Raw genomic sequence first — 20,810 nt, forward strand, 5'->3', positions numbered from 1 at the left:
CCCATGGGCTCCAACGACTCCCTCCTGGGCAAGGCCTTCAAAGGCACGGCGGGCATCCTGCGCCCCTTCGCCGTGACGGCCTCCCATCTCTTCCAGGGAACCATCACCGAGGAATACCCCGACTACAAACGCCCCCTGCCCGAACGGGCCAAGGGCCGCATCGTGCTCACCCGCAGCCCGGACGGCGAGGAGCGCTGCGTGGCCTGCCAGCTCTGCTCGGCCGTGTGCCCCGTGAGCTGCATCTCCATGCAGTCCGAGGTGCGCGCCGACGGACGCCGCCAGGCGGCGTGGTTCCGCATCAACTTCGGGCGCTGCATCTTCTGCGGGATGTGCGAGGAGGCCTGCCCCACCCTGGCCATCCAGCTCACGCCGGACTTCGAGATGTCCACCGACGACCCGCTCAAGCTGGTCCATGAAAAAGCGGACCTCCTGGTGGACCACGGCGGACGAGACCCCGACTACGACTTCTACCGCCATGCCGGCGTGGCCGTGGGCCGCGACCCCGGCACGCACCCCGACGAGGAGCCCCCCGTGAACCCCAGGAGCAACTTCCCGTGAGCCCAGGCAACCGCAACCCCCTGGCCGGAGCGCGTCCATGAGCCTCACCCAGTTTCTCTTCTACCCCCTGGCCGCCGTGATCGCCGTCTCCACGGCCCTGGCCGTGACCCGGCGCGAGCCCGTGCACGCCGTGGTCTACCTGGTGGTCTCCTTCTTCGCCACGGCGGTGCTCTTCGCCCTTTTGGGCGCGCCCCTGGTGGCGGTGCTCCAGATCATGGTCCCGGCCGGGGCCGTGATGGTGCTTTTCCTCTTCGTGATCATGCTCCTGGGCTCGGAGCTCTCCAAACCCCGCCCGGCCTCGCCCTTCCGCTGGGGCGTGCCCGCGATCCTGGCCCTGGCCGTGGCGGTGTGCGGGCTTCTGCTCCTGAGCGACGCCCCGGAGGCGGCCTCGCCCCTGGCCATGGCCAAGGCCTCGGCCCGGGAACTGGGCACGTTCGTCTACGAACACTACTGGCCCGCCGTGGAGGGCATTTCGGTGCTCTTCTTCGTGGCCCTGGCCGGGGCCTGCTTCCTGGTGAAGGACTTCAGGCCCGCGAAGGCCGGGGAGGACAGGCCATGACCACCGCCCCCATGGAACACGTGCTGGCCCTGGCCCTGATCCTCTTCGCCATGGGCGCGTTCTGCGCCCTGGCGCGGCGCAACCTGATCCTGATCCTCCTGGGCGTGGAGGTGATGCTCAACGCCTGCACCATCGCCCTGGTGGGCGCGTCGCTCAAGTGGCAGGCCCTGGGCGGGCAGGCTTTCGCCCTGGTGCTCATGGCGCTCACTGCGGCCGAGGCGGCCGTGGGTCTGGCCCTGTTCGTCCACGTTCGCAAGCGGGCGGGGACGCTTGATTCCTCCCGCTTCGACACCATGAGGGGGTGAGACCATGAAGACCCTGGCCCTGCTCACCCTCGCGCCGCCCCTGCTGGGCGGAATCATCCTGGCCGTGGCCGGGCGCGACCTGCCCCGGCGCACCTGCGAGACGCTGGCCTGCCTCGCGGTGCTGGCCTCCTTCGCGGCCTCCGCGGCGGCGTGGTTTCTCTTCCCCGGCGGGCGCGAGGTGGTCCACCTGGCCCCCTGGTTCCAGGCCGGCGCCGTCACGGCGTCCATCGACGTGCTCTACGATCCGCTCTCGCTCATCATGGCCATGATGGTCACGGGCGTGTCCTCCATCATCCACGTCCACGCCGTGCACTACATGCGCGAGGACGAGGGCTACGTGCGCTTCTTCTGCCACCTGAACCTCTTCGTCTTCAGCATGCTGGCCATCACCCTGGCCGACAACCTGCTGTTCCTCTTCCTGGGCTGGGAGGGCGTGGGCTACTGCTCCTTCGCGCTCATCGGCCACTGGAACCAGGAGACCTTCCGGGGGCTGGCCGGGCAGAAGGCTTTCCTCTACACGCGCGTGGGCGACGTGGCCTTCGTGGCGGCCATGGCCGTGCTCGTGGCCAACGTGGGTTCGCTCTCCATCGACGCCGTGGACGCCCGCGCCGCCGAGCTCTCGCCCGCGCTGGCCACCACGCTGGGGCTGCTCTTCCTCTTCGCGGCCACGGGCAAGTCGGCCCAGCTGCCGCTGCTGGTCTGGCTGCCGGACGCCATGGCCGGCCCCACGCCGGTTTCGGCGCTCATCCACGCGGCCACCATGGTCACGGCCGGGGTCTACCTGCTCATGCGCCTGTTCCCCCTGGCGGCCGCCTCCCCGGACGTGCTCCTGGCCATGGCCTGCGTGGGCGCGCTCACGGCCTTCATGGGCTGCCTGGCGGCCCTGGGGCAGCGCGACATCAAGCGCGTGCTGGCATGGTCCACCATCAGCCAGGTGGGCTACATGCTCCTGGCCCTGGGCGCGGGCGACGTGACGGGCTCCATGTTCCACCTGCTGGCCCACGCCTTCTTCAAGGCCCTGCTCTTCCTGGCCGCCGGGTGCGTCATCCAGATCCTCCACGAGGAGCAGGACCTCCTGAACATGGGCGCCATGCTGCGCCGGGCCTCGCCGGAGGTGTTCCGGCTCTTCGCCGTGGGGGCCGCCTGCCTGGCCGCCCTGCCGCCCACCTCGGGCTACTTCAGCAAGGGCCGCATCCTGGAGGCCGTGCTGGGCCAGAACGGCCCGGTCTACGGTTGGCTTTTCGTGCTGGCGGGCCTGGGGGCGCTCATCACGGCCTTCTACACCTTCCGCATGCTCTTCCTGGCCTTCTGGGGCAAACCCCTCACCCCCATGCACCACGAACCGGCCACCCTGCCCCGGCCCATGACCGCCGTGCTCTGGCCCCTGGCCGTGCTGGCCCTTGGCGCGGGCGTGGGCGGCGGCCCCCTGGCCCATGCCCTTCAGGGCGTGCCCGGGGTGGCCCCCCTGCCCCACACGGGCTACGCCTTCTGGGTGGAGGCGGGCGACGCCGCGGCGGGCATCATGGGCCTGGTGATGGCCTGGCTGCTCTACGCGCCCGCGCGCAGACCCTCGCCCCGCGCCCTGGCCGCGCGCGAGGACGGCGTGTTCGGCGTCTTCCGGGGCGGCCTGGGGCTGGACGCCTTCTACAACGCCTGCTTCGCCGCCCCCTACCGCGCCCTCTCGGGCGCGCTCTGGAAGGGCGTGGACCGGGGCCTGGTGGACGGCGCCCTCGCGGGCCTGGCGGGCCTCTTCGCCTGGGGCTCCGAGCGCGCGCGGCCCCTGGCCACGGGCAGGCTCTCCCTCTACCTCTCGCTCCTGGCGGCCGGGCTGGCCCTGCTGCTGGGTTTCCTGGCCGCCTGGGCGCGCTGACCGGAGGATGAACGACGCATGAACGCCTTCCCGCTCCTCACCGCCGTCACCTTCCTGCCCCTGGCGGGGGCCTTCGGCGCGCTGCTCCTGGCCGGGCGTCCCGAGGCCTGCCGCCGCTTCAGCCTCGCGGCGTCCCTGGTCCATCTGGCGCTCACGGCCGCTGCCCTGGCCCAGCCTCTGCCGCTCGTGGAGGACATGGCCTGGATCCCCGCCCTGGGCGCGCGCTACACCCTGGAGATGGACGGCGTGGGCGGCGCGCTCACGCTGCTCACGTCCTTCCTCACGGTGATCGCCGTGCTGGTGTCCTGGAAGGAAATCCGGGAGCAGGCCGGGGCCTACCACGCCCTGCTTTTCGCGGTGTCCACCACGGCCGCCGGAGTATTCCTGGCGCGCGACCTGCTGCTCTTCCTGGTGTTCTGGGAGGCGCAGATGGTGCCCATGTTCTTCATCATCCGCATCTGGGGCCACGAGGACAAGCGCCGCGCGGCCACCAAGTTCATGCTCTTCTCCATCGCCGGGGGCCTGGCCATGCTGGTGGGCGCCGTCTGGCTGGCCGTGGACCACGCCCAGACCCACGGCGCATGGACCTTCTCCCTGGCCCAACTCATGGCCTCCCCGGCGGCGCCGGCCGCGCAGGCCTGGCTCTTCGCGGCCTTCGTGCTGGCCTTCGGCGTGAAGACCCCCATGGTGCCCGTGCACACCTGGCTGCCCGACGCCCACACCCAGGCCCCCACGGCGGGAAGCCTCCTGCTGGCGGGGGTGCTCCTGAAGACCGGCTCCTACGCCCTGGTGCGCTGGGCCGTGCCGCTCTTCCCCCACGCCTTCGAGCAATATTGGTGGGTGCTGGCGGTGCTGGGCGTGATCGGGCTGGTGTACGCCTCCTGGGTGGCCTTCGCCCAGACCGACGCCAAGCGGCTGGTGGCCTATTCCTCGGTGGGGCACATGGGGCTGGTGGTGCTGGGCGTGGCAGTGTGGCGCGCTGCGGCCCTGGAGGGTTCCGTGCTGCTCATGGTGAACCACGCCCTGACCACGGGGGCGCTCTTCGTGATGGTGGGCATGCTGAGCGAACGCGCCCACACCCGCGAACTGGCCCATTTCGGGGGCTTGTGGAAGACCATGCCGCTGTTCTCGGGGTTCTTCCTGCTCTTCGCCCTGGCCTCGGCCGGGCTGCCGGGCCTGGGCAACTTCGTGAGCGAGATGCTCATCCTGCTGGGCTCCTTCGAGACGGCCCCCGCCACGGCCTCGGTGGCCTTCGCCGGGCTGGTGCTCACCCTGGCCTACGTGCTGCGCCTGGTGCAGAGCGTGCTTTTCGGCCCTTCGGAAGGCAAGCCCGTCTACCGCGACCTGTCCCCGCGCGAGGCGCTCATCCTCACGCCCCTGGCCGCGTGCGTGGTCTTCCTGGGCGTCGCGCCCTGGACCGCCCTGGCCCTCATCACAACGCCGCTCAAGGCCCTTCTGTCCTGAGGGGGATTCGATGAACCCGGCAATCGCAAGCTATCTGCCCATGATCGTCCTGGCCTGCGCGGCCCTGGCCGTGTTCACGGCCGGCGCGCTGGCCCCCTCCCGGGGCCGCCTCTTCCGGGGCCTGGCCCTGGCGGGCGCGGGCGCGGCCTTCTTCGCCAGCTTCGCCCTGCCTCCGGAGACGGCCCAGGCCCTCACGGACACCGGACCCCTGGCCCGGTTCTTCGCGCCGCTTCTGTGCGCGCTCACGTTCCTCACCCTGCTCTTCGCCGGGGAGTACGCCCGCCGCCGGGGGTTCGAGCGCGACGAGTTCCACGCCCTCGCGCTGCTTGCCGGGGCGGGCATGGTGCTCCTGGCCTGCGCCCGCGACTGGGTGATGTTCTCCATCGCCCTGGAGACGCTCTCGCTCTCGCTCTACGTGCTCATCGCCGCGCGGCGCGACAAGGTCCGCTCCCTGGAGGCGGCGGTGAAGTATTTCGTCCTGGGCGCGGTGGCCTCGGCCATGGTCTTCATGGGCGTGGCATTCCTCTACGCGGCCTCGGGCAGCCTGGACATGGCCGCGAGCCTCCGTGTCACCGACGGGGTGGCCCTGACGGGGCTGGCCCTGGTGCTCACGGGGCTGGCCTTCAAGCTCTCGCTGGCCCCCCTGCACCTGTGGACCCCCGACGTGTACCAGGGCGCGCCCGCTCCCGTGGCGGCCTTCCTCTCGGGCGGTGCCAAGGTGGCGGTGTTCGCGGCGCTGTTGCGCCTGAGCCTGGCCAAGGCCCCCCTCTGGGACGCCCTGGAGCCCGCGCTGTGGTTCGCGGCGGCCCTCTCCCTGGCGGCCGGGACCCTGGGCGCGCTGCTGCAGCCCAGCTTCAAGCGCATGCTGGCCTACTCCTCCGTGACCCACGTTGGATTCCTGATCATGGCCCTCATGAGCGTGAAGGCCGCCGGACCGGCCCCGGCCCTCTTCGCGGCGGCCGCCCTGGGCGTGATGGACGTGGCCGTGTTCGGCTGCCTGGGGCTGCTCTCCCCCGTGGACGAGGACGCCGACATGGTGGACGGACTGCGCGGGCTGGGCTTCCAGCGCCCGGGCATGGCGGCGGTGCTGGCCCTGGCCCTGGTCACGCTGGCGGGTCTGCCGCCCACGGCGGGCTTCATGAGCAAGCTGGTGGTGTTCAAGGCCGCCCTGGGCGCGGGCTACCTGTGGCTCTCGATCATCGGCGCGCTGGCGGCCGTGGTCTCGCTCTTCTACGTGCTGCGGGTGCTGGCCGCGCTCTACGGAGCGGGCGGAGGCGAGAGGCCGGAGCTGGAATCCCCCGGCGCGGCGGGCTGGTTCGCGGCCGTGCTCTCGGCCCTGGGCATGGTCTGGCTGGGCGTGGCCCCGGCCTGGGTGCTGGACGCGGCGGCCGCCCTGCCGCTGCTGCCTTAATCCCCCGGCGACGCAGGCGCTCCCGCCTGGGAGTCCCGCTCCCGGGCGCGTTCCGCGTCGCGGGCTTCGCCGCGCCGTCTGGCCTCGCGCCAGCGCTCCAGTTCCTGGGCGCTGCCGGGGATCAGGGCGGGCGCGTCGCCGGGCGCGCCGTGCGCATCCAGCCCCCGGTAGACCATCCAGGCCTCGGCCGCGCGGCGCGATTCCCCCGTCACCAGATTCTCGGCCATCACCTCCACCCCCACGTCCATCAGCGGCCCCCGCGCGCGTTCCACGCAGGCGCGAAACGTGAGCACCTCGTCCACGCGGCCCGGGGCCAGGAAGGACACCCCCTGCACGGACACGGCCTCCACGGCGAGCCCTGCGTGGCGCATGGCGGCCATGGCGGCGGCCTGGTCCATGTTCAGGAGGATCACCCCGCCGTGCACGTTGCCCGCCGGGTTGGCGTGCCAGGGCATCATGCGCACGGGCATGTCCGTGCGGGAGGCCTCGGGGGAGCGGCCGGGACCGGTCGGAGGAGCGATGTCCCCAGGGAAGGGCTCACCGGCCGTCCGGCCGCGCTCGGCCTTGCGCAGCGCGCGCCGCTCCAGGGCCTCGCGCACCCTGCGCTCTTCGTCCGGCGTCTCGGGGAGGAGTTGCGGCACGGCGGCGGGCTTGCCGTCCGGCCCCATGGCCACGAAGGTGGCGTAGGCCGTGGCCGTGTGACGCACCTCCCCGGTGGCCAGGTCTTCGGCCTCCACGCGCACGCCCACCTCCATGGAGGAACGCCCGGCCTGGTTCACCCGGCACTTGAAGAGCAGCGCCCGTCCCACGGGGGGGAAGCAAAAGAAGTCCATGCGGTCCAGGGAGACCGTGACCACGCGGCCGCGCGCGTGGCGCATGGCGGGCATGGCCGCCGCCAGGTCCACGCCGCGCAGCACGGTCCCGGGGGTGACGCGCCCATCCGCGCCAAGGTCCTGGGGCAGCACCCGCACGGGCATGACCGTCTCGCAGTCGCGGGGATGCTTCACGAACGCCCCAGGGTTCAAACCGCGGCCTTGCCCAGCTCCAGGCCCAGCTCCAGGGCCTGGCGGTTCACGGGCAGCAGGCGCGGCGGCAGGCGCTTCTCCAGGGAGCTCATCAGGGCCGCCACATGCACCAGCTCCGTGAGCCCCAGCAGCGCCCCCAGCACGCAGATGTTGAAGACCACCGGCTGGGCCAGTCGGTTCACCACTTCCTTGTACATGGGCAGGCTCACGTGGCGCGCGTCCACGTTGCGCCGGGTCTGCACGTGGCGCGAATCGGCCAGGAGAAGCCCGCCGGGACGGATGATCCCGGAATACCTGTTGTAGGCCTCCTGGGTGAGGCACACCAGGATGTTGGGCTCGCCCACCTTGGGGTAGTGCACGGGCCGGTTGGAGATGATCACGTCCGAGCGGGTGGCCCCGCCCCGGGCCTCCGGGCCGTAGGACTGGGACTGCACGGCCTCCAGCCCCTCGAAGAGGGCCGCCGCCTCGGCCAGGATGATGGCCGCCGTGATGACGCCCTGGCCGCCGGAACCGGAAAACACGAGCCGTTTGGTTTCCATGGGGGGCGCTCCTTACGCCTGGGCGGCCCGTTCCATGGCCTGCCGGACGATCTTGTCGTATTCCTCGCAGTATTCGGGCATCTGCCGGTCCACGAAGACCCCGCGCTCGATGAGTTCGGGGTTGTCCTGGAGGTCGGGCGAGCCCACGGGCACGGTGATTTCCTTGTAGCGGCGCATCATCTCCACCGCGCCGCCCTCCTTGTTCTTGCGCCCGAAGTAGGTGGGGCACTGGCTGAAGATCTCCACCACGGAGAATCCCTTGTGGCTGATGGCCCGGGCCAGGATCTTGGACATCTCGCGCACGTGGTAGGTGGTGGTGCGCGCCACGAAGGTGGCCCCGGCGGCGCGGGCCAGCTCGGCCACATCGAACATGGGGTCGATGGTGCCGCCGGGGGCCGTGGTGGCCTTGAGCCCGGGGCCGGTGAGGGGCGAGAACTGCCCGCCGGTCATGCCGTAGATGCGGTTGTTCATCACGATGGCGGTGATGTCGATGTTGCGCCGCGCGGCGTGGATGAAGTGGTTGCCGCCGATGGCCAGGGCGTCGCCGTCGCCCATGGGCACGATGAGCTTCAACTCGGGGCGGGAGAGTTTCACGCCCGTGGCGAAGGCCAGGGCGCGGCCGTGCAGGGTGTGCAGGGTGTGGAAGTCCACATAGCCCGAGATGCGCGACGAGCAGCCGATGCCCGAGACCATGACGATGTCGTTCTTGGGGATGCCCAGCCCGTCCACGGCGCGCAGAAGCCCGCCCAGGACGATGCCGTGGCCGCAGCCCGGACACCAGATGTGCGGGAAGAACCGGGAGCGGATGTAATCCTTGACGGCCACGTCAGACCCCCTTTCCCTGGATGAGGCGCATGAGGTTCATGATGTCCTCTGGCGCGATGAACACGCCGTCGTAGCGGTTGACCAGGAACACGTCGTCGGACCTGTCCACGGCGAGCTTCACCTGGTCCACCACCTGGCCCAGGTTCATCTCCACCACGATCACGCAGCGCGCCCGGGCGCAGGCCTCGCGCACGGCCTCCTGGGGGAAGGGCCAGAGGGTCTGGAGCTCCAGCAGGCCGAAGCGCTCGCCGAAGAGGCGGCGCTCCTCCACCACCTGACGCACGGTGCGCGCCGAGGAGCCGTAGGAGACGAACACGTATTCGGCGTCTTCCAGGAAAAAGCCCTTGGTTTTGCAGACCTGGGCGGTGTTGGTCTCGATCTTGTCCACGAGGTGGCGCATAAGGTCGCGCACGATGCGGGGGTTGTCGGTGGGGAAGCCCCACATGTCGTGGAAGAGGCCTGTGACGTTGTAGCGGTGCACGCCGCCGAAATCGGACATGGGCAGGCGTCCGTCCTCGCGGGGCAGGTAGGGGTGGTAGTTCACGCCCTCCTTCACCTGGGTGCGCAGGCGCTCCGTCAGGGGCAGCTCGCCGGGCACGGGCAGCACGAGCTTCTCGCGCATGTGGCCCACCACTTCGTCGAAGAGCAGGATCACGGGCGTGCGGTAGGTTTCGGCCATGTTGAAGGCCTCCACCGTCATGGCGAACACGTCCTGGTGGTTGGAGGCCGTGAGGCAGATGACGGCGTGGTCGCCGTGGGTGCCCCAGCGGGCCTGGTTCACGTCGCCCTGGCTCACGTGGGTGGGGATGCCCGTGGAGGGGCCGCCGCGCATGACGCTCGCGATCACGCAGGGGATCTCGGCCATGACGGCGTAGCCCAAGGCCTCCTGCATCAGGGAGAACCCCGGGCCGCTGGTGGCCGTCATCACCTTCTTGCCCGCCTGGGAGGCCCCGATGATGGCGCACAGGGAGGCGATCTCGTCCTCCATCTGGATGAACCGGCCGCCCCGGGCGGGCAGGCGCGCGGCCAGATGTTCCGCGATTTCGGTGGAAGGGGTGATGGGGTAGCCCGCGAAGAAATCCAGGCCCGCGTAGAGCGCGCCCTCCACGCAGGCCTCGTTGCCCTGGACGAAGACGGTTTCCCGGCTCATGAGGCGCTCCCGGCTGTTTCACACGTTTCGGGCGCGGCCCCGGCGGCGCGGGGAGCGTCCTCGGCCACCACCTCGATGGCCAGGTCCGGGCAGTAGAGTTCGCACATGCCGCAGGCGATGCAGTCCTTGAGGGACATGGCCGCGGCCTTGTCCTCCTCGTCCAGCACGAGCACGTCCTTGGGGCAGAAATGCACGCAGATGCCGCAGCCCTTGCACCGGGCGCGGTCTATGAGCAGTTCCTTGAGCAGTTTCTTGGCCATGCGTCTTCCTTGTTGGTGCGCCGGGCGTCTAGCTCGGGCCGCGTCTTCGTGCCACACGTCCCAGCACCTGGTCCAGCGCTTCCAGCTCCACGGGTTTGGAGAGGTAGTCGTCCATGCCTTCGGCCAGGAAGCGTTCGCGGTCGCCAGCCATGGCGTGCGCCGTGAGGGCGATCACGGACACGCTGGCGTCCCAGGCCTGGCGCTCGTTGGCCCGGATGGCCCGGGTGGCGGCCAGGCCGTCCATACCGGGCATCTGCACGTCCATGAGCACGCAGTCGAAGGGACGGCGAGCCAGTTGTTCCAGCGCCTGGAGCCCCGTCTCGGCAAGCACCACCCGGTGGCCGCGCTTTTCGAGGAGGTTTTGCATCACGCGTCGGTTCACGGGCTCGTCATCCACCAGCAGCACGTCAAGGGAGCGCGCCGGGGCGTCGGCTCCGCCTTCCGATTCCGGACGCGCGGCCGATGCGCCCGGGGCTTCGGGCGGCGCGGCCAGCACGGGGATTTCGAAGCGCACGCGCGTGCCCCTTCCGGGCTCGCTCTCCACCGTGACCTCGCCCTCCATGAGCTCCACCAGCCTTTTGACGATGGAGAGCCCCAGGCCCGTGCCGGGATATTTCTTGTCCAGCGCGCCGTCGATCTGCACGAAGGGCTTGAAGAGGTCGTCCTGGCGGGCTTCAGGGATGCCTATGCCCGTGTCGGCCACGGTGAAGCGCAGGAGCGTGCGCCCCTGGGGGGCGGGGCCCGCGCTTTCCACCAGCAGGCGCACGCCGCCCTTCTCGGTGAACTTGAGGGCGTTGCCGATGAGGTTGAAGAGCACCTGGCGCAGGCGGCTGGCGTCGGCCAACACGAAGCCGGGCACGCCGGAGGCCACGTGGAAGTCCAGGGCGAGGCCCTTGGCCTGGGCCTGGCCCCGGAAGAGCCCGGCCATGAAGCGGCAGGTCTCCTCCAGGTCCACGCGGCTTTCCACCAGGTCGAGCTTGCCCGCCTCCACCTTGGAGAGGTCGAGGATGTCGTTGATGAGGCCCAGCAGGTTCTTGAGCACGGCCTCGCCGGTCTCCACGAAGCCGGACTGCTCCTGGTCGAGCGGCGTGGTCTTGAGAAGCTGGAGCACGCCCAGGATGCCGTTCATGGGGGTGCGCAGTTCGTGGCTCATGTTGGCCAGGAAGGCCGACTTGGCGCGATTGGCCGCGTCGGCCTGTTCCTTGGCGGCAAGGAGTTCCTGTTCGGCGGCGCGCAGGGCGCTCACGTCCATGAGGCACTCGATGTACCCCCAGACACTGCCTTGCTGGTCGCGGATGGGGGCGGAATAGGCCATGAAGGCGTGCCCCAGGATGCCCTCCTCCGTGGGGGTGGAGGGGCGGATGGAGGTCCGGTCGCGGCTGTCATCGTCGCAGAGGGCGCAGTGGCCGCAGATGGATTCCAGCCCCTGGAACACCTCGTGGCAGCGCCGCCCGAGCACCTCCTCGCGCGTGAGGCCCACGGCCGCGAGCATCTTGTCGCACACGTCCACCACGCGGAATTCGCGGTCGATCACGTGGATGTAGCCCGGGATGGCCTCGAAGATGGCGCGCAGCCTGTGGTGCAGGTGGGCGAGTTCGGCGGTGCGCCGGGCCACGCGCTCCTCCAGGGTGCGGTTCTGGGCCGCGATGATGTTGCCCTTGGCCCTGAGCTCCTCGAAGGAGGAGAGCAGCTGCCCGGCCATGCGCGAGAAGGCGCGTGCCAGGCGGTCGAGTTCGCGCACGCCGGGGGCCTTCACGTCGAGGTTCCAGCGGCCCTGGGAGAGGCCGTCGGCGGCCTGGGCCAGGCGCTCCACGGGCCGGGTGAGCAGGCCCGCCAGCACCACGCCGGCCAGCGTGGCCAGGAAGGCCGCCGCCAGAATAAGCGCCAGGGTCTGGCGGGTGTTGGCGTCGATGCGCCCGAGAAAGTCGCTGGCGGGGGCCACGGCCACGATGAGCCAGTCCACGCCCATGGGGTCGGTGAAGGGCGTTGCCTGCAGGAACTGGCTTTGGCCGTCCATGTCGAATTCCAGGGTGGTGTCTTCCGCGATGCCGGCCAGCCCCCCGGGCAGGGCCTCCAGGCGGCGGGCGGCTGCGGCCACGCGGGGCCTGGGGGCCTGGTCGGCCCGGAGGCGCTCGAACCCCTCGCCCTTGGGGACAAGGAACAGCGAGGGGGGCATGGTGCTGGAGGCCAGGAGCTCCCCGCCGCGCTCCATCAGGAACACCTCGCCGGAGTTCCCCACCTTGATGGTGCGCAGGAACTCGTGGATGTTGCCCAGGGCGTAGTCCACCCCGAAAACCCCCACCAGCCCGCCCTTGCCGTCGTGGACGGGCAGGGAGGCCGTGAGGGTCAGGTCCTTGAGCACGAAATGGCGGTAGACCGGGCTCCAGACGGCTTTTCCGGCCTGGACGCCGGACTTGTACCAGGGGCGCGCGCGGGGATCGAAATTCGGGTAGGCGGCGCGGAACTCCAGGGGGTCGCCCAGGGGCGAGGTGGAAAAGTAGGTGGAGGCCTGGCCCGTGTCGCGCCCGGCGTGGATCACCTCCACCTCGCCGGCCTCGTTGCGCCGCGCGCCGTGGAACTCGCCGTCGGGCAGCCCGATGAAGGAGTAGGCGATGCGCGGGTTGGCGGCCACCACCCCGTGGAAGTAGCGGGCGCGCCGCACGGGGTCGGAGAGGTCCAGCACGCCCGCGCGCAGGGCCTGGGCGTTGGCCTCGTTGAGCTTGCGGGGCAGGTCCAGGAAGCCCGTGAGGTGATCCTCCACGCGTTTGAGCACCTCGGAGCGCAGCTGACCGGCCACGTCGAGCACTGCCTCGCGCCCGTCCCACAGGGAGAAGAACCCCACGAGCCCGCAACTGAGCACTATGAGGGCCACGAAGGGCAGCGTAAGGGCGAACCGCAGCGAAACGGGCCTGGAGGTTGCTCGCGAAGGCGATGGAGCGTGTTCCATGCGGCGTCCACGCTTGGGTTGCGATACCGGCTTGTTTCAGAACTTCAGGACGAGGCCGGGCGCTTGCGCGTCCCACGGACCGCGCGTGCCTCTTCCTGACACTCTTTGGCCCATCTGCCGACCATGTTCAAGCGGAAAAGCCATTCTGCACCGATTCCGGACAAACCGGCAAAAACCGTCTGGAATCGCAGGAACAAAAATGTTAAGCGCCTGCCTCGGAAACTCATACGTCAAGCACAAGCGAGGGGGCATGAACGGCGAAATCAAGTGCGGCGCGCGCATCCGGAAGCGCAGGACGGCCCAGGGGCTCGGCATCGAGGATCTTTCGGCCCGCACGGGCCTGGACGCGGCCTATCTGGAGGCCCTGGAGAATGGCGAGGTGACCACCAGCCTCGGCCCCCTGCTCAAGGTGGCCCTGGCCCTGGGCACGCGCCTTGGCACCTTCATCGACGACGAACTGGGCTCCGACGTGTGCCTTTCCCGCGCCTGCGCCTGTTCCTCGCCCGAGCAGGCCCAGCAGGCCGCGCGCGGCAAGCGCTCCAGCTTCAGCTTCTACTCCCTGGGCGCTCACAAGACCGACCGCCACATGGAGCCCTTCTACATCGAGATCCGCCCCGACGAGCCCGGCGCGGAGCACCCCCTCTCCTCCCACGAGGGCGAGGAGTTCATCGTGGTGGCGCGCGGGCGGCTCCTGGTGGTCCTGGGCCAGGAGCGCCACGAGCTGGGGCCTGGCGACAGCATCTATTTCAACTCCATCGTGCCCCACTACGTGGGCTGCGCCGGCCAGGAACAGACCGACATCCACGCCGTGCTCTACTTCCCGGCATAGGGGCCGCCATGGAAGACTTCACCCTGCGCGAGATAACCCTGGGCCAGCTCCTGGACGAGGCCGTGGCCGCCCACCCAGGCAACAAGGCCGTGGCCTACGTGGACCGCGATCTGCACCTCACCTACCGCCAGTTCTCCGACCTGGCCGACTCGCTGGCCAAGGGCCTCATGGCCCTGGGCGTTCAGCGCGGCGAAAAGGTGGCCGTGTGGGCCACCAACGTGCCCCACTGGGTGGTGCTGCAGTTCGCCACGGCGCGCATCGGCGCGGTGCTGCTCACGGTGAACACCAACTACAAGAAGAACGAGCTCAAGTATCTGCTGGAGAACTCCGAGGCCGAGAACATCTTCATCATCGACGGCTACCGCGACTCGGACTACCTCCAGATCCTTTACGACCTGGCCCCCGAGCTCAAGGGCCAGGAGCGCGGGCGCATCGTCTCCCAGACCTTCCCGCACCTCAAGCGCGTGCTCTTCCTGGGCCAGGAGAAGCACCGGGGCATGTACTCCATACCCGAGATCATCGGCCTGGGCCGCACCGTCCCAGAGGCCGACTACAAAGCCCGCCAGGAGTCGCTCTCGCCCCACGACGTGGTGAACATGCAGTACACCTCGGGCACCACGGGGTTCCCCAAGGGCGTCATGCTCACCCACCACAACCTGGTGAACAACGGATTCTGGATCGGCGAGCGCCAGCGCTTCACCCACCTGGACAAGGTGTGCCTGCCCGTGCCCCTGTTCCACTGCTTCGGCTGCGTGCTGGGCGTGCTGGCCTGCGTCTCCCACGCCTCCACCATGGTGCTCCTGGAGACCTTCGACCCCGTGCAGGTGATGACCTCCATCGAGACCGAACGCTGCACGGCCCTCTACGGCGTGCCCACCATGTTCATCGCGGTGCTGGAGCACAAGCTCTTCAACAAGTTCGACTACTCGTCGCTGCGCACGGGCATCATGGCCGGATCGCCCTGCCCCGTGCCCGTGATGCGCAAGGTGATGGAGGTCATGAACATGACCGAGATCACCATCTGCTACGGCCTCACCGAGAACTCCCCGGTGATGACCCAGACCCGCACAGACGACCCCATCGACTACCGCACCGCCTCCGTGGGAGCCTGTCTGCCCGGCATCGAGGTGCGCGTGGTGGACCCCGAGACCAACCTGCCCGCGCCCCCCGGGACCCAGGGCGAGGTGGTCTGCCGGGGATACTCGGTGATGAAGGGCTACTACAACAACCCCGAGGCCACGGCCAAGGCCATCGACGCCGAGGGCTGGCTGCACTCGGGCGACCTGGGCGTGATGGACGACAACGGCTACCTCTCCATCACCGGACGCCTCAAGGACATGATCATCCGGGGCGGCGAGAACATCTACCCCCGCGAGATCGAGGAGTTCCTCTACACCATGCCCGGCGTCCAGGACGTGCAGGTGGTGGGCGTGGCCAGCACGAAGTACGGCGAGCAGGTGGGGGCCTTCATCATCCTCAAGGAGGGCGTGGAGATGGCCCCCGAGGACGTGCAGGACTACTGCCGGGGACAGATCGCCTGGCACAAGATCCCCAAGTACATCGCCTTCGTGAAGGGCTACCCCATGACCGCCAGCGGCAAGATCCAGAAATTCCTGCTGCGCAAGCAGGCCGTGGACCTGTTCGCCGACGGCGCGCAGGCCGTGCCGTGAGGAACGCTGCGCGCTCGCGCGCAGACGCCGGGGCGAGCCGGGCGCGCTCCGGCGCGGCAGGAACGGGCCTGCTCCCGCGCGGGAGCGCCGGAGGCGCACGCGCCCTGTCGGCCCGGCTCTGCCTGGGCTGCCTGGCCCTGTTCCTGGGCCTGCTTCTGGCGGCCGCGCCCGTGCGGGCCGCGTCCTTCAAACAGACCCTCCAGGCCGTGGTGGCCCTCTCCCCGGGATGGGACTCCAGCCAGGCCGAGGTGCGCCTCTACGAGCGCTCCCCGGGCGGCCGCTGGAAGCAGGCGGGGCCGTCCATCCGGGCGGTCACGGGCCGCAACGGCCTGGCCTGGGGCCGTGGCCTCGCCGCGCCCGGCGCGGACGGGCCCGTCAAGCGCGAGGGCGACGGCAGGGCTCCGGCCGGGGTTTTCGCCCTGGGCTTCGCCTTCGGCTACGATCCGCCCTCGGCCCGGCCCCTGAAGATGCCCTACGTCCAGATGACCGACGCCCACGAATGCGTGGACGATGAGGCCTCCCCGGCCTACAACGCCGTGGTGGAAGTCACGCCCCAGAAGCCCAAGACCTGGAGCTCTTCCGAGGAGATGCGCCGCAAGGACGAACTCTACCGCCTGGGCCTTACCGTGGAGCACAACACCGGCCCGGCCAGACCCGGCGCGGGCTCCTGCATCTTCCTGCACGTGTGGCGCGGTCCCGAAAGCGGCACGGCGGGCTGCACGGCCATGGACCTCAAGAACCTGGAGCGGCTGGCCGCCTGGCTCGACCCGGCCAAACGCCCCGTGTTCGTGTCCCTGCCCGCCGGACTGGCCAGGGCCTACGCGCGCCCTCTCGGGCTGCCCTGACCGGCGTCCTCAGCGCCGCCGCCCGGCAGGGCGGCGGCGGTGGTCGGTCGCACGGCGACGCCCTCCGGTCGTTCCCGCCCGCTGGGCCGATCCGGGGAGGTTGCATCCGGTCGGCAACGGTCCTCTTCATCCTCGCGCTGCCCCCCGCCTGCCCGTCATGGGCCATCGCCGTCGACGCCTTTCTCGTCTCCCGCGAGCGGAAACCCACTGACTCCTTGGCATCTCCTATGCAAGGCTTCCGTGTGCCATCCCGAAATTGCCGCTAGCCGTCGCGGAAGGCGAACCAGTCCAGGATGGCGGCGCAGAAGTCGGGCAGGTCGGCCGGGCGGCGGCTGCTGATGAGGTTGCGGTCCACCACCACTGAGGCGTCTTCCCAGACGGCCCCGGCGTTTTCCAGGTCGTCCTTGAGGGCCACGCAGCCCGTTACGCGGTAGCCGCGCACGATCCTGGCCGAGATGGGCACCCATCCTGCATGGCAGATGAAGGCCACGAGCTTTCCGGCCTCGTGGAAGGCGCGGGTGAGGGCCATGCCCTTGGCGTCGCGGCGCAGGATGTCCGGGGCGAAGCCGCCGGGCACGATGAGGGCGTCGAAGTCCTTCGCGTCGAGATCCCTGAGGCAGGCCTCGGAAACGCACGGGTAGGTGTGCTTGCCGGCGTAAAGGCGTCCGGCGGGGTCGAGCCCGGCCACCACCGTCTCTGCCCCGGCCTCGATCATGCGCAGTTTGGGGTACCAGAGTTCCAGGTCTTCGTAGGTGTCGGCCACCTGGATGAGGATGCGCTTGCCGGTGAGGGGTTTGGACATGATGTTCCTCCTTGAACGGGTCATGAAGAGGAAAGCATACCCCGGAATGGCCGGACGGGTCCAGGGGATCGGGGCGGGGGCGTGAACCCGGCGAAACAACTTCCGCTGCTCCTGTATCCGCCCTTGCCAGAATCGCGCCTGGGCGTCTATGGAAGGTCACTCTTGCCGGGGGCGGTCGGCCTTGCCCAGGCTCGTCTGCCGAGCCCAGGCGTTCACCGCGCGCCCGTCCGGCAGGCATTCATCACGAGCGCGGTCCTCCGCCCGGGGTGGCGCAACACTCCACCGGGAAGGCAGCCATCTTGAAAGCAGAACCCGACGACCACGACGCACCGAGCATCGGCTTGCGCGAACTCCTGCGCAAGGCGGGAATCGACAGGAACGACCTCGGCGAGGGTTTCGGCGAGGGGGACCAGGCCTATGCCGACCTCCTGTACCACCTTACCAGGATGCGTTTTTCAGTCGAGGACTCGCTGCGGTACTGGAAAGGGATCATCTCCAACCTGGAGAAGCTGAACGCCGCCCAGGGGCGCGACGTGGGGCTGCGTGTCGCCATCTGCGACTATTTCCAGAATCACCACCCCAAGCTGCGAAGCCCCATCCTCGTGGAGAGGAAGTTCCTGCTGCGCAAGGAAAGCGACAGCCTCGTGGACGAGCTCACGGGGCTCTACAACCGGCATTACTTCAAGAAATCGCTCCACCGGGAGATCGAACGGTTCAAGCGCTTCCAGCACCGTTTTTCCCTGATCATGCTCGTCCTCGACGACTTCCGGCAGATCGCGGAAACCCACGGTCAGCCCGGCTGCGAGGAGGTCCTCAGGGCCGTGGCCCGGACCCTGGACGAGACTGCCCGCGACACCGACCACATCGTGCGCTACGACACGGACACCTTCGGCCTGATCCTGCCCGAAACCAACTGCGACCAGTCCTTGGCGGCCGCCGAACGGCTGCGGCAAACCCTGGAGCGCGCCCCCGTCCGGCTGAACGACACGCCAGTGACCCTGACCGCGAGCCTGGGCGTGGCCTGTTTTCCCGAGGACGCCATCAACGCCAAGACCCTGCTGGAGCGGATCGAAAAGGCCCTGGACGAGGCCAAGCGCACCGGCAACTGCGTCTTTTCCTTCTCGGGCAAGGACGCCGGGGCCACGGGCAAGGCCCCGGACCGCAATCCCGTAACGGCCACCGTGCTGCGCGTCACCTCGCGGAGCATGCACTGCCAGTCCTCCACGGTGATCCTGCCGGGCATGGAGGTGGACATCGTGGTCCCGGGCGAGCACCCAGGCGAATCCGACACGCACCTGGGGTGCCGCGTGATGCGCGTGTTGCGCCGGGAATGCCAGGCGGCGGAAGGCCCGTGCAACTTCACCATGCCCCTCGAAGTGGTCACCGCGGAGGAGCGCCGCGTGCTGCTCCACGGCTACCTCTTCAACGACAGGCCCGGCTAGCCTTGAACCGTCGCGTCCGGCGCGACGCTGGCCGAAACGATGCGGCCGGGCACGGCCGCACGCCGTCGGTGCGGCACCGAACGGGCGTCCCGGGAGCCGTATGAGGTTCGTCGCCCACGGGATGCGTGCCCGCCCCGTTCAGGCGTAGCGCGAGCCGAAGCGTTCGGCGATCGCAGCGCCCAGGGGGCCTGATCGGGAAACCATGGCCAGGAGCCAGCCGGTCTCCGCGTCGCGGACCGACAGATAGCCGCCGTTTACTTTGAGTTCCAGCCCCAGGTCGTCCAGGCGGTCCAGGAAGTCGCCGTGGTCGGCCGCCTGGGCGAGGGCCGTGCGCACTTTCACCACGGCCTCCGAGGCCACCTTGCTCTCCCTGTCGAGATCGCGCCGGTCGGGCCTGGCTTCGGGGGCCTCCTCCGGGGCCTGCTCCCTCTGGGGCGGATCGGCTCCGACGGGCCGCTCGCCCGCCCCCGCGCCGAGCCCCAGGTGTTTGCGCACCTGATCGAGGAACACCTGGCCGTATTGCGCGAGCTTCTTCTCGCCCACGCCATGGATGTGCGCCATATCCTCCAGCGACGTGGGCTTGCGCTCGGCCATGTCCAGGAGAGTCCGGTCCGCGAAGATCACGAATGCCGGCACGTCCTGCTGCTTGGCCAGGCCGGTGCGCAGGAGCTTCAGGGCCGTGAGCAGCTTGTCCGCCACCTGCCCCACGGGGTTCGGCCGCGCGGACGCCCTGCCCCGCTTGCCGCGCGCGGGCGCTTCGTCCAGCAGGTCGCCCCGCATCCGCACACGCTCCGCGCCGCGCAGCACGGCCCATCCCTTGGGCGTAACCTTCCAGCAGCCGTGGTTCACGATGTCGAGCGTGGCCAGGCCCGAGCCCATCAGCTGCCGGAAGACGGCGCGCCAGTATCGGGCGTCCACGTCCTTGCCGACCCCGAAGGTTGGCAGGGCGTGGTGGCCGCAGCGCTCCACGGCGTCGGTGCGCTTGCCGAGCAGGATGTTCACCAGGTGCTCCATGCCGAAGCGCTCGCCGGTGCGCACCATGGCGGACATGGCCTTCTGGGCGTCGATGGTGCCGTCGCGCGCCACGCAGCCGCTTTGGCACACGTCGCAGTTGCCGCATGGCGGGGCCTCCTCGCCGAAATAGGCCAGCAGGGTCTGGCGGCGGCAGCGCGGCGTCTCGCACAGGGCGATGAGCGCGCCCAGGCGGTGCGTTTCGATGCGCTTCTGGTCTTCCCCGGCCTCGCTTTCCGCGATCTGGGCGCGCCGGAGGCGGATGTCGTCCAGGCCGTAGAGGGTCAGGGTGTCGGCGGGCAGGCCGTCGCGCCCGGCGCGGCCGATCTCCTGGTAGTAGGCCTCGATGCTCTTGGGCATGCTGGCGTGGCAGACGAAGCGCACGTCGGGCTTGTCGATGCCCATGCCGAAGGCGATGGTGGCGGCCATCACCACGCCGTCCTCCTGCTGAAAGCGGGTCTGGTTTTCGCGGCGCTGGGCCTGCTCCATGCCCGCGTGGTAGGGCAGCGCGTCCCGGCCGCTCTCGGAGAGCGCCTCTGCGAAGCGTTCGGTCTCCCTGCGCGTGGCGCAGTAGACGATGCCGCTTTCGCCCGGGTGCTTGGCGACGAAATCGAGCACCTGGCGGCGGGCGTTGTCCTTGGGGGCCATGGCCAGGCGGATGTTGGGGCGGTCGAAGCCGTGCACGAACACGCGCGGCGGCCTGGAGAAGAGGCGCGCCGCGATGTCCGCGCGCGTGGCCTCGTCGGCCGTGGCGGTGAAGGCCAGGAGCTGCACGTCTCCGAAGGCCTGGGCGGCGTGGCGCAGCTCCAGGTATTCCGGCCGGAAGTCGTGGCCCCATTGCGACACGCAGTGGGCCTCGTCCACCACCAGACGCCGGACGGCGCAGCCCTGCAGCAGTTCGAGCGTGTTGCCCCGCAGCAGGCGCTCGGGGGCCACGTAGAGGAGCCGGGCTTCGCCTGAGCGCGCCGCGCGCAGGGCCTGTGAGTTCTCGGCGGCGCTCTGGCCCGAGTTGAGCGCATAGGCGGCCACGCCCAACGCCCGCAACTGGCTCACCTGATCCGTCATGAGGGCGATGAGCGGCGAGACGACCACGGTGAGCCCTCCCCCGGTCAGCGCGGGCAGCTGATAACAGAGCGACTTGCCGCTGCCCGTGGGCATCACCGCCAGCACGTCCTCCCCCGCCAACGCGGCCGCGACCACCGCATCCTGGCCCGGCCGGAAGGCGCTGAACCCGAAGACCCGGCGCAAGACGGGCAGGACGCTGGAAGTATCGTAGGACATGGATTGATTATTGGGGG

Annotated in this window: 18 protein-coding genes; 10 read left to right on the plus strand and 8 right to left on the minus strand. The window is 69.9% G+C overall.

Annotated features, from left to right (window positions below):
- Window positions 1–3 precede the first annotated feature (3 nt).
- The 6 genes from nuoI to NNJEOMEG_RS01405 are packed head-to-tail and all read left to right on the plus strand — an operon-like array spanning window position 4 to window position 6,167.
- On the plus strand, window positions 4–558 hold the full coding sequence (nuoI, locus tag NNJEOMEG_RS01380; RefSeq protein ID WP_173080545.1) for an NADH-quinone oxidoreductase subunit NuoI: 555 nt from the start codon (window positions 4–6) through the stop codon (window positions 556–558).
- Between the two features lie 37 nt (window positions 559–595).
- The gene (locus NNJEOMEG_RS01385; RefSeq protein WP_173080547.1) at window positions 596–1,117 is read left to right on the plus strand and encodes an NADH-quinone oxidoreductase subunit J family protein; all 522 of its coding nucleotides are present in this window, start codon (window positions 596–598) and stop codon (window positions 1,115–1,117) included.
- On the plus strand, window positions 1,114–1,422 hold the full coding sequence (nuoK, locus tag NNJEOMEG_RS01390) for an NADH-quinone oxidoreductase subunit NuoK (RefSeq protein WP_173080549.1): 309 nt from the start codon (window positions 1,114–1,116) through the stop codon (window positions 1,420–1,422). Before NNJEOMEG_RS01385 ends, nuoK begins: the two co-directional genes overlap by 4 nt.
- A gap of 4 nt (window positions 1,423–1,426) precedes the next feature.
- Complete coding sequence (gene nuoL / locus NNJEOMEG_RS01395; protein WP_173080551.1) at window positions 1,427–3,292, plus strand: NADH-quinone oxidoreductase subunit L; 1,866 nt, start codon at window positions 1,427–1,429, stop codon at window positions 3,290–3,292.
- Window positions 3,293–3,310: 18 nt separating this feature from the next.
- Window positions 3,311–4,756, plus strand: coding sequence for a complex I subunit 4 family protein (locus NNJEOMEG_RS01400; protein ID WP_173080553.1), 1,446 nt, complete (start codon window positions 3,311–3,313; stop codon window positions 4,754–4,756).
- Between the two features lie 10 nt (window positions 4,757–4,766).
- On the plus strand, window positions 4,767–6,167 hold the full coding sequence (locus NNJEOMEG_RS01405; RefSeq protein WP_173080555.1) for an NADH-quinone oxidoreductase subunit N: 1,401 nt from the start codon (window positions 4,767–4,769) through the stop codon (window positions 6,165–6,167).
- Here the strand turns inward: NNJEOMEG_RS01405 and NNJEOMEG_RS21085 are convergent.
- From NNJEOMEG_RS21085 to NNJEOMEG_RS01440, 6 genes are read right to left on the minus strand one after another with little or no spacing between them, the layout of a single operon-like run.
- On the minus strand, window positions 6,164–7,174 hold the full coding sequence (locus tag NNJEOMEG_RS21085; RefSeq protein WP_308464626.1) for an acyl-CoA thioesterase: 1,011 nt from the start codon (window positions 7,172–7,174) through the stop codon (window positions 6,164–6,166). The genes NNJEOMEG_RS01405 and NNJEOMEG_RS21085 overlap by 4 nt on opposite strands.
- A gap of 14 nt (window positions 7,175–7,188) precedes the next feature.
- Window positions 7,189–7,731, minus strand: coding sequence for a 2-oxoacid:acceptor oxidoreductase family protein (locus NNJEOMEG_RS01420; protein ID WP_173080557.1), 543 nt, complete (start codon window positions 7,729–7,731; stop codon window positions 7,189–7,191).
- A 12-nt stretch (window positions 7,732–7,743) separates the two neighbouring features.
- Window positions 7,744–8,556, minus strand: coding sequence for a 2-oxoacid:ferredoxin oxidoreductase subunit beta (locus NNJEOMEG_RS01425; RefSeq protein ID WP_173080559.1), 813 nt, complete (start codon window positions 8,554–8,556; stop codon window positions 7,744–7,746).
- A 1-nt stretch (window position 8,557) separates the two neighbouring features.
- The gene (locus NNJEOMEG_RS01430; protein ID WP_173080561.1) at window positions 8,558–9,706 is read right to left on the minus strand and encodes a 2-oxoacid:acceptor oxidoreductase subunit alpha; all 1,149 of its coding nucleotides are present in this window, start codon (window positions 9,704–9,706) and stop codon (window positions 8,558–8,560) included.
- Window positions 9,703–9,966, minus strand: coding sequence for a 4Fe-4S dicluster domain-containing protein (locus NNJEOMEG_RS01435; RefSeq protein WP_173080563.1), 264 nt, complete (start codon window positions 9,964–9,966; stop codon window positions 9,703–9,705). The genes NNJEOMEG_RS01430 and NNJEOMEG_RS01435 overlap by 4 nt, the downstream gene beginning before the upstream one ends.
- A gap of 28 nt (window positions 9,967–9,994) precedes the next feature.
- Window positions 9,995–12,913: a response regulator gene (locus tag NNJEOMEG_RS01440; RefSeq protein ID WP_173080565.1), complete on the minus strand. Its 2,919-nt coding sequence runs from the start codon at window positions 12,911–12,913 to the stop codon at window positions 9,995–9,997.
- Window positions 12,914–13,163: 250 nt separating this feature from the next.
- Here NNJEOMEG_RS01440 and NNJEOMEG_RS01445 point away from each other — a divergent pair, with 250 nt between their 5' ends.
- From NNJEOMEG_RS01445 to NNJEOMEG_RS01455, 3 genes are read left to right on the plus strand one after another with little or no spacing between them, the layout of a single operon-like run.
- Window positions 13,164–13,742, plus strand: a complete 579-nt coding sequence (locus tag NNJEOMEG_RS01445) for a helix-turn-helix domain-containing protein (protein WP_173080567.1) — start codon at window positions 13,164–13,166, stop codon at window positions 13,740–13,742.
- 8 nt (window positions 13,743–13,750) lie between these two features.
- On the plus strand, window positions 13,751–15,412 hold the full coding sequence (locus NNJEOMEG_RS01450) for an AMP-binding protein (RefSeq protein WP_173080569.1): 1,662 nt from the start codon (window positions 13,751–13,753) through the stop codon (window positions 15,410–15,412).
- A complete protein-coding gene (locus tag NNJEOMEG_RS01455; RefSeq protein WP_173080571.1) occupies window positions 15,409–16,257 on the plus strand; it encodes a L,D-transpeptidase family protein in 849 nt (282 codons plus the stop codon). Before NNJEOMEG_RS01450 ends, NNJEOMEG_RS01455 begins: the two co-directional genes overlap by 4 nt.
- A gap of 262 nt (window positions 16,258–16,519) precedes the next feature.
- Here NNJEOMEG_RS01455 and NNJEOMEG_RS01460 read toward each other — a convergent pair whose 3' ends face one another.
- Window positions 16,520–17,059 (minus strand): type 1 glutamine amidotransferase domain-containing protein, encoded by a 540-nt coding sequence (locus NNJEOMEG_RS01460; protein ID WP_173080573.1) that lies wholly within the window; start codon window positions 17,057–17,059, stop codon window positions 16,520–16,522.
- Window positions 17,060–17,358: 299 nt separating this feature from the next.
- Between NNJEOMEG_RS01460 and NNJEOMEG_RS01465 the strand changes: the two genes are divergently transcribed.
- Window positions 17,359–18,501: a GGDEF domain-containing protein gene (locus tag NNJEOMEG_RS01465; protein WP_173080575.1), complete on the plus strand. Its 1,143-nt coding sequence runs from the start codon at window positions 17,359–17,361 to the stop codon at window positions 18,499–18,501.
- A 138-nt stretch (window positions 18,502–18,639) separates the two neighbouring features.
- Here the strand turns inward: NNJEOMEG_RS01465 and recQ are convergent, their stop codons facing one another.
- The gene (gene recQ, locus NNJEOMEG_RS01470) at window positions 18,640–20,793 is read right to left on the minus strand and encodes a DNA helicase RecQ (RefSeq protein ID WP_173080577.1); all 2,154 of its coding nucleotides are present in this window, start codon (window positions 20,791–20,793) and stop codon (window positions 18,640–18,642) included.
- Window positions 20,794–20,810: the final 17 nt, after the last annotated feature.

It is taken from the genome of Fundidesulfovibrio magnetotacticus (assembly GCF_013019105.1).
In the GTDB taxonomy this organism is placed as follows: domain Bacteria; phylum Desulfobacterota; class Desulfovibrionia; order Desulfovibrionales; family Desulfovibrionaceae; genus Fundidesulfovibrio; species Fundidesulfovibrio magnetotacticus.

Excerpts from the sequence above, each read along its gene's own strand:
- nuoI (WP_173080545.1), top strand. The coding sequence starts at position 4 with ATGGGCTCCAACGACTCCCTCCTGGGCAAGGCCTTCAAAGGCACGGCG.
- NNJEOMEG_RS01385 (WP_173080547.1), top strand. The coding sequence starts at position 596 with ATGAGCCTCACCCAGTTTCTCTTCTACCCCCTGGCCGCCGTGATCGCC.
- nuoK (WP_173080549.1), top strand. The coding sequence starts at position 1,114 with ATGACCACCGCCCCCATGGAACACGTGCTGGCCCTGGCCCTGATCCTC.
- nuoL (WP_173080551.1), top strand. The coding sequence starts at position 1,427 with ATGAAGACCCTGGCCCTGCTCACCCTCGCGCCGCCCCTGCTGGGCGGA.
- NNJEOMEG_RS01400 (WP_173080553.1), top strand. The coding sequence starts at position 3,311 with ATGAACGCCTTCCCGCTCCTCACCGCCGTCACCTTCCTGCCCCTGGCG.
- NNJEOMEG_RS01405 (WP_173080555.1), top strand. The coding sequence starts at position 4,767 with ATGAACCCGGCAATCGCAAGCTATCTGCCCATGATCGTCCTGGCCTGC.
- NNJEOMEG_RS01420 (WP_173080557.1), bottom strand. The coding sequence starts at position 7,731 with ATGGAAACCAAACGGCTCGTGTTTTCCGGTTCCGGCGGCCAGGGCGTC.
- NNJEOMEG_RS01430 (WP_173080561.1), bottom strand. The coding sequence starts at position 9,706 with ATGAGCCGGGAAACCGTCTTCGTCCAGGGCAACGAGGCCTGCGTGGAG.
- NNJEOMEG_RS01435 (WP_173080563.1), bottom strand. The coding sequence starts at position 9,966 with ATGGCCAAGAAACTGCTCAAGGAACTGCTCATAGACCGCGCCCGGTGC.
- NNJEOMEG_RS01440 (WP_173080565.1), bottom strand. The coding sequence starts at position 12,913 with ATGGAACACGCTCCATCGCCTTCGCGAGCAACCTCCAGGCCCGTTTCG.
- NNJEOMEG_RS01445 (WP_173080567.1), top strand. The coding sequence starts at position 13,164 with ATGAACGGCGAAATCAAGTGCGGCGCGCGCATCCGGAAGCGCAGGACG.
- NNJEOMEG_RS01450 (WP_173080569.1), top strand. The coding sequence starts at position 13,751 with ATGGAAGACTTCACCCTGCGCGAGATAACCCTGGGCCAGCTCCTGGAC.
- NNJEOMEG_RS01460 (WP_173080573.1), bottom strand. The coding sequence starts at position 17,059 with ATGTCCAAACCCCTCACCGGCAAGCGCATCCTCATCCAGGTGGCCGAC.
- recQ (WP_173080577.1), bottom strand. The coding sequence starts at position 20,793 with ATGTCCTACGATACTTCCAGCGTCCTGCCCGTCTTGCGCCGGGTCTTC.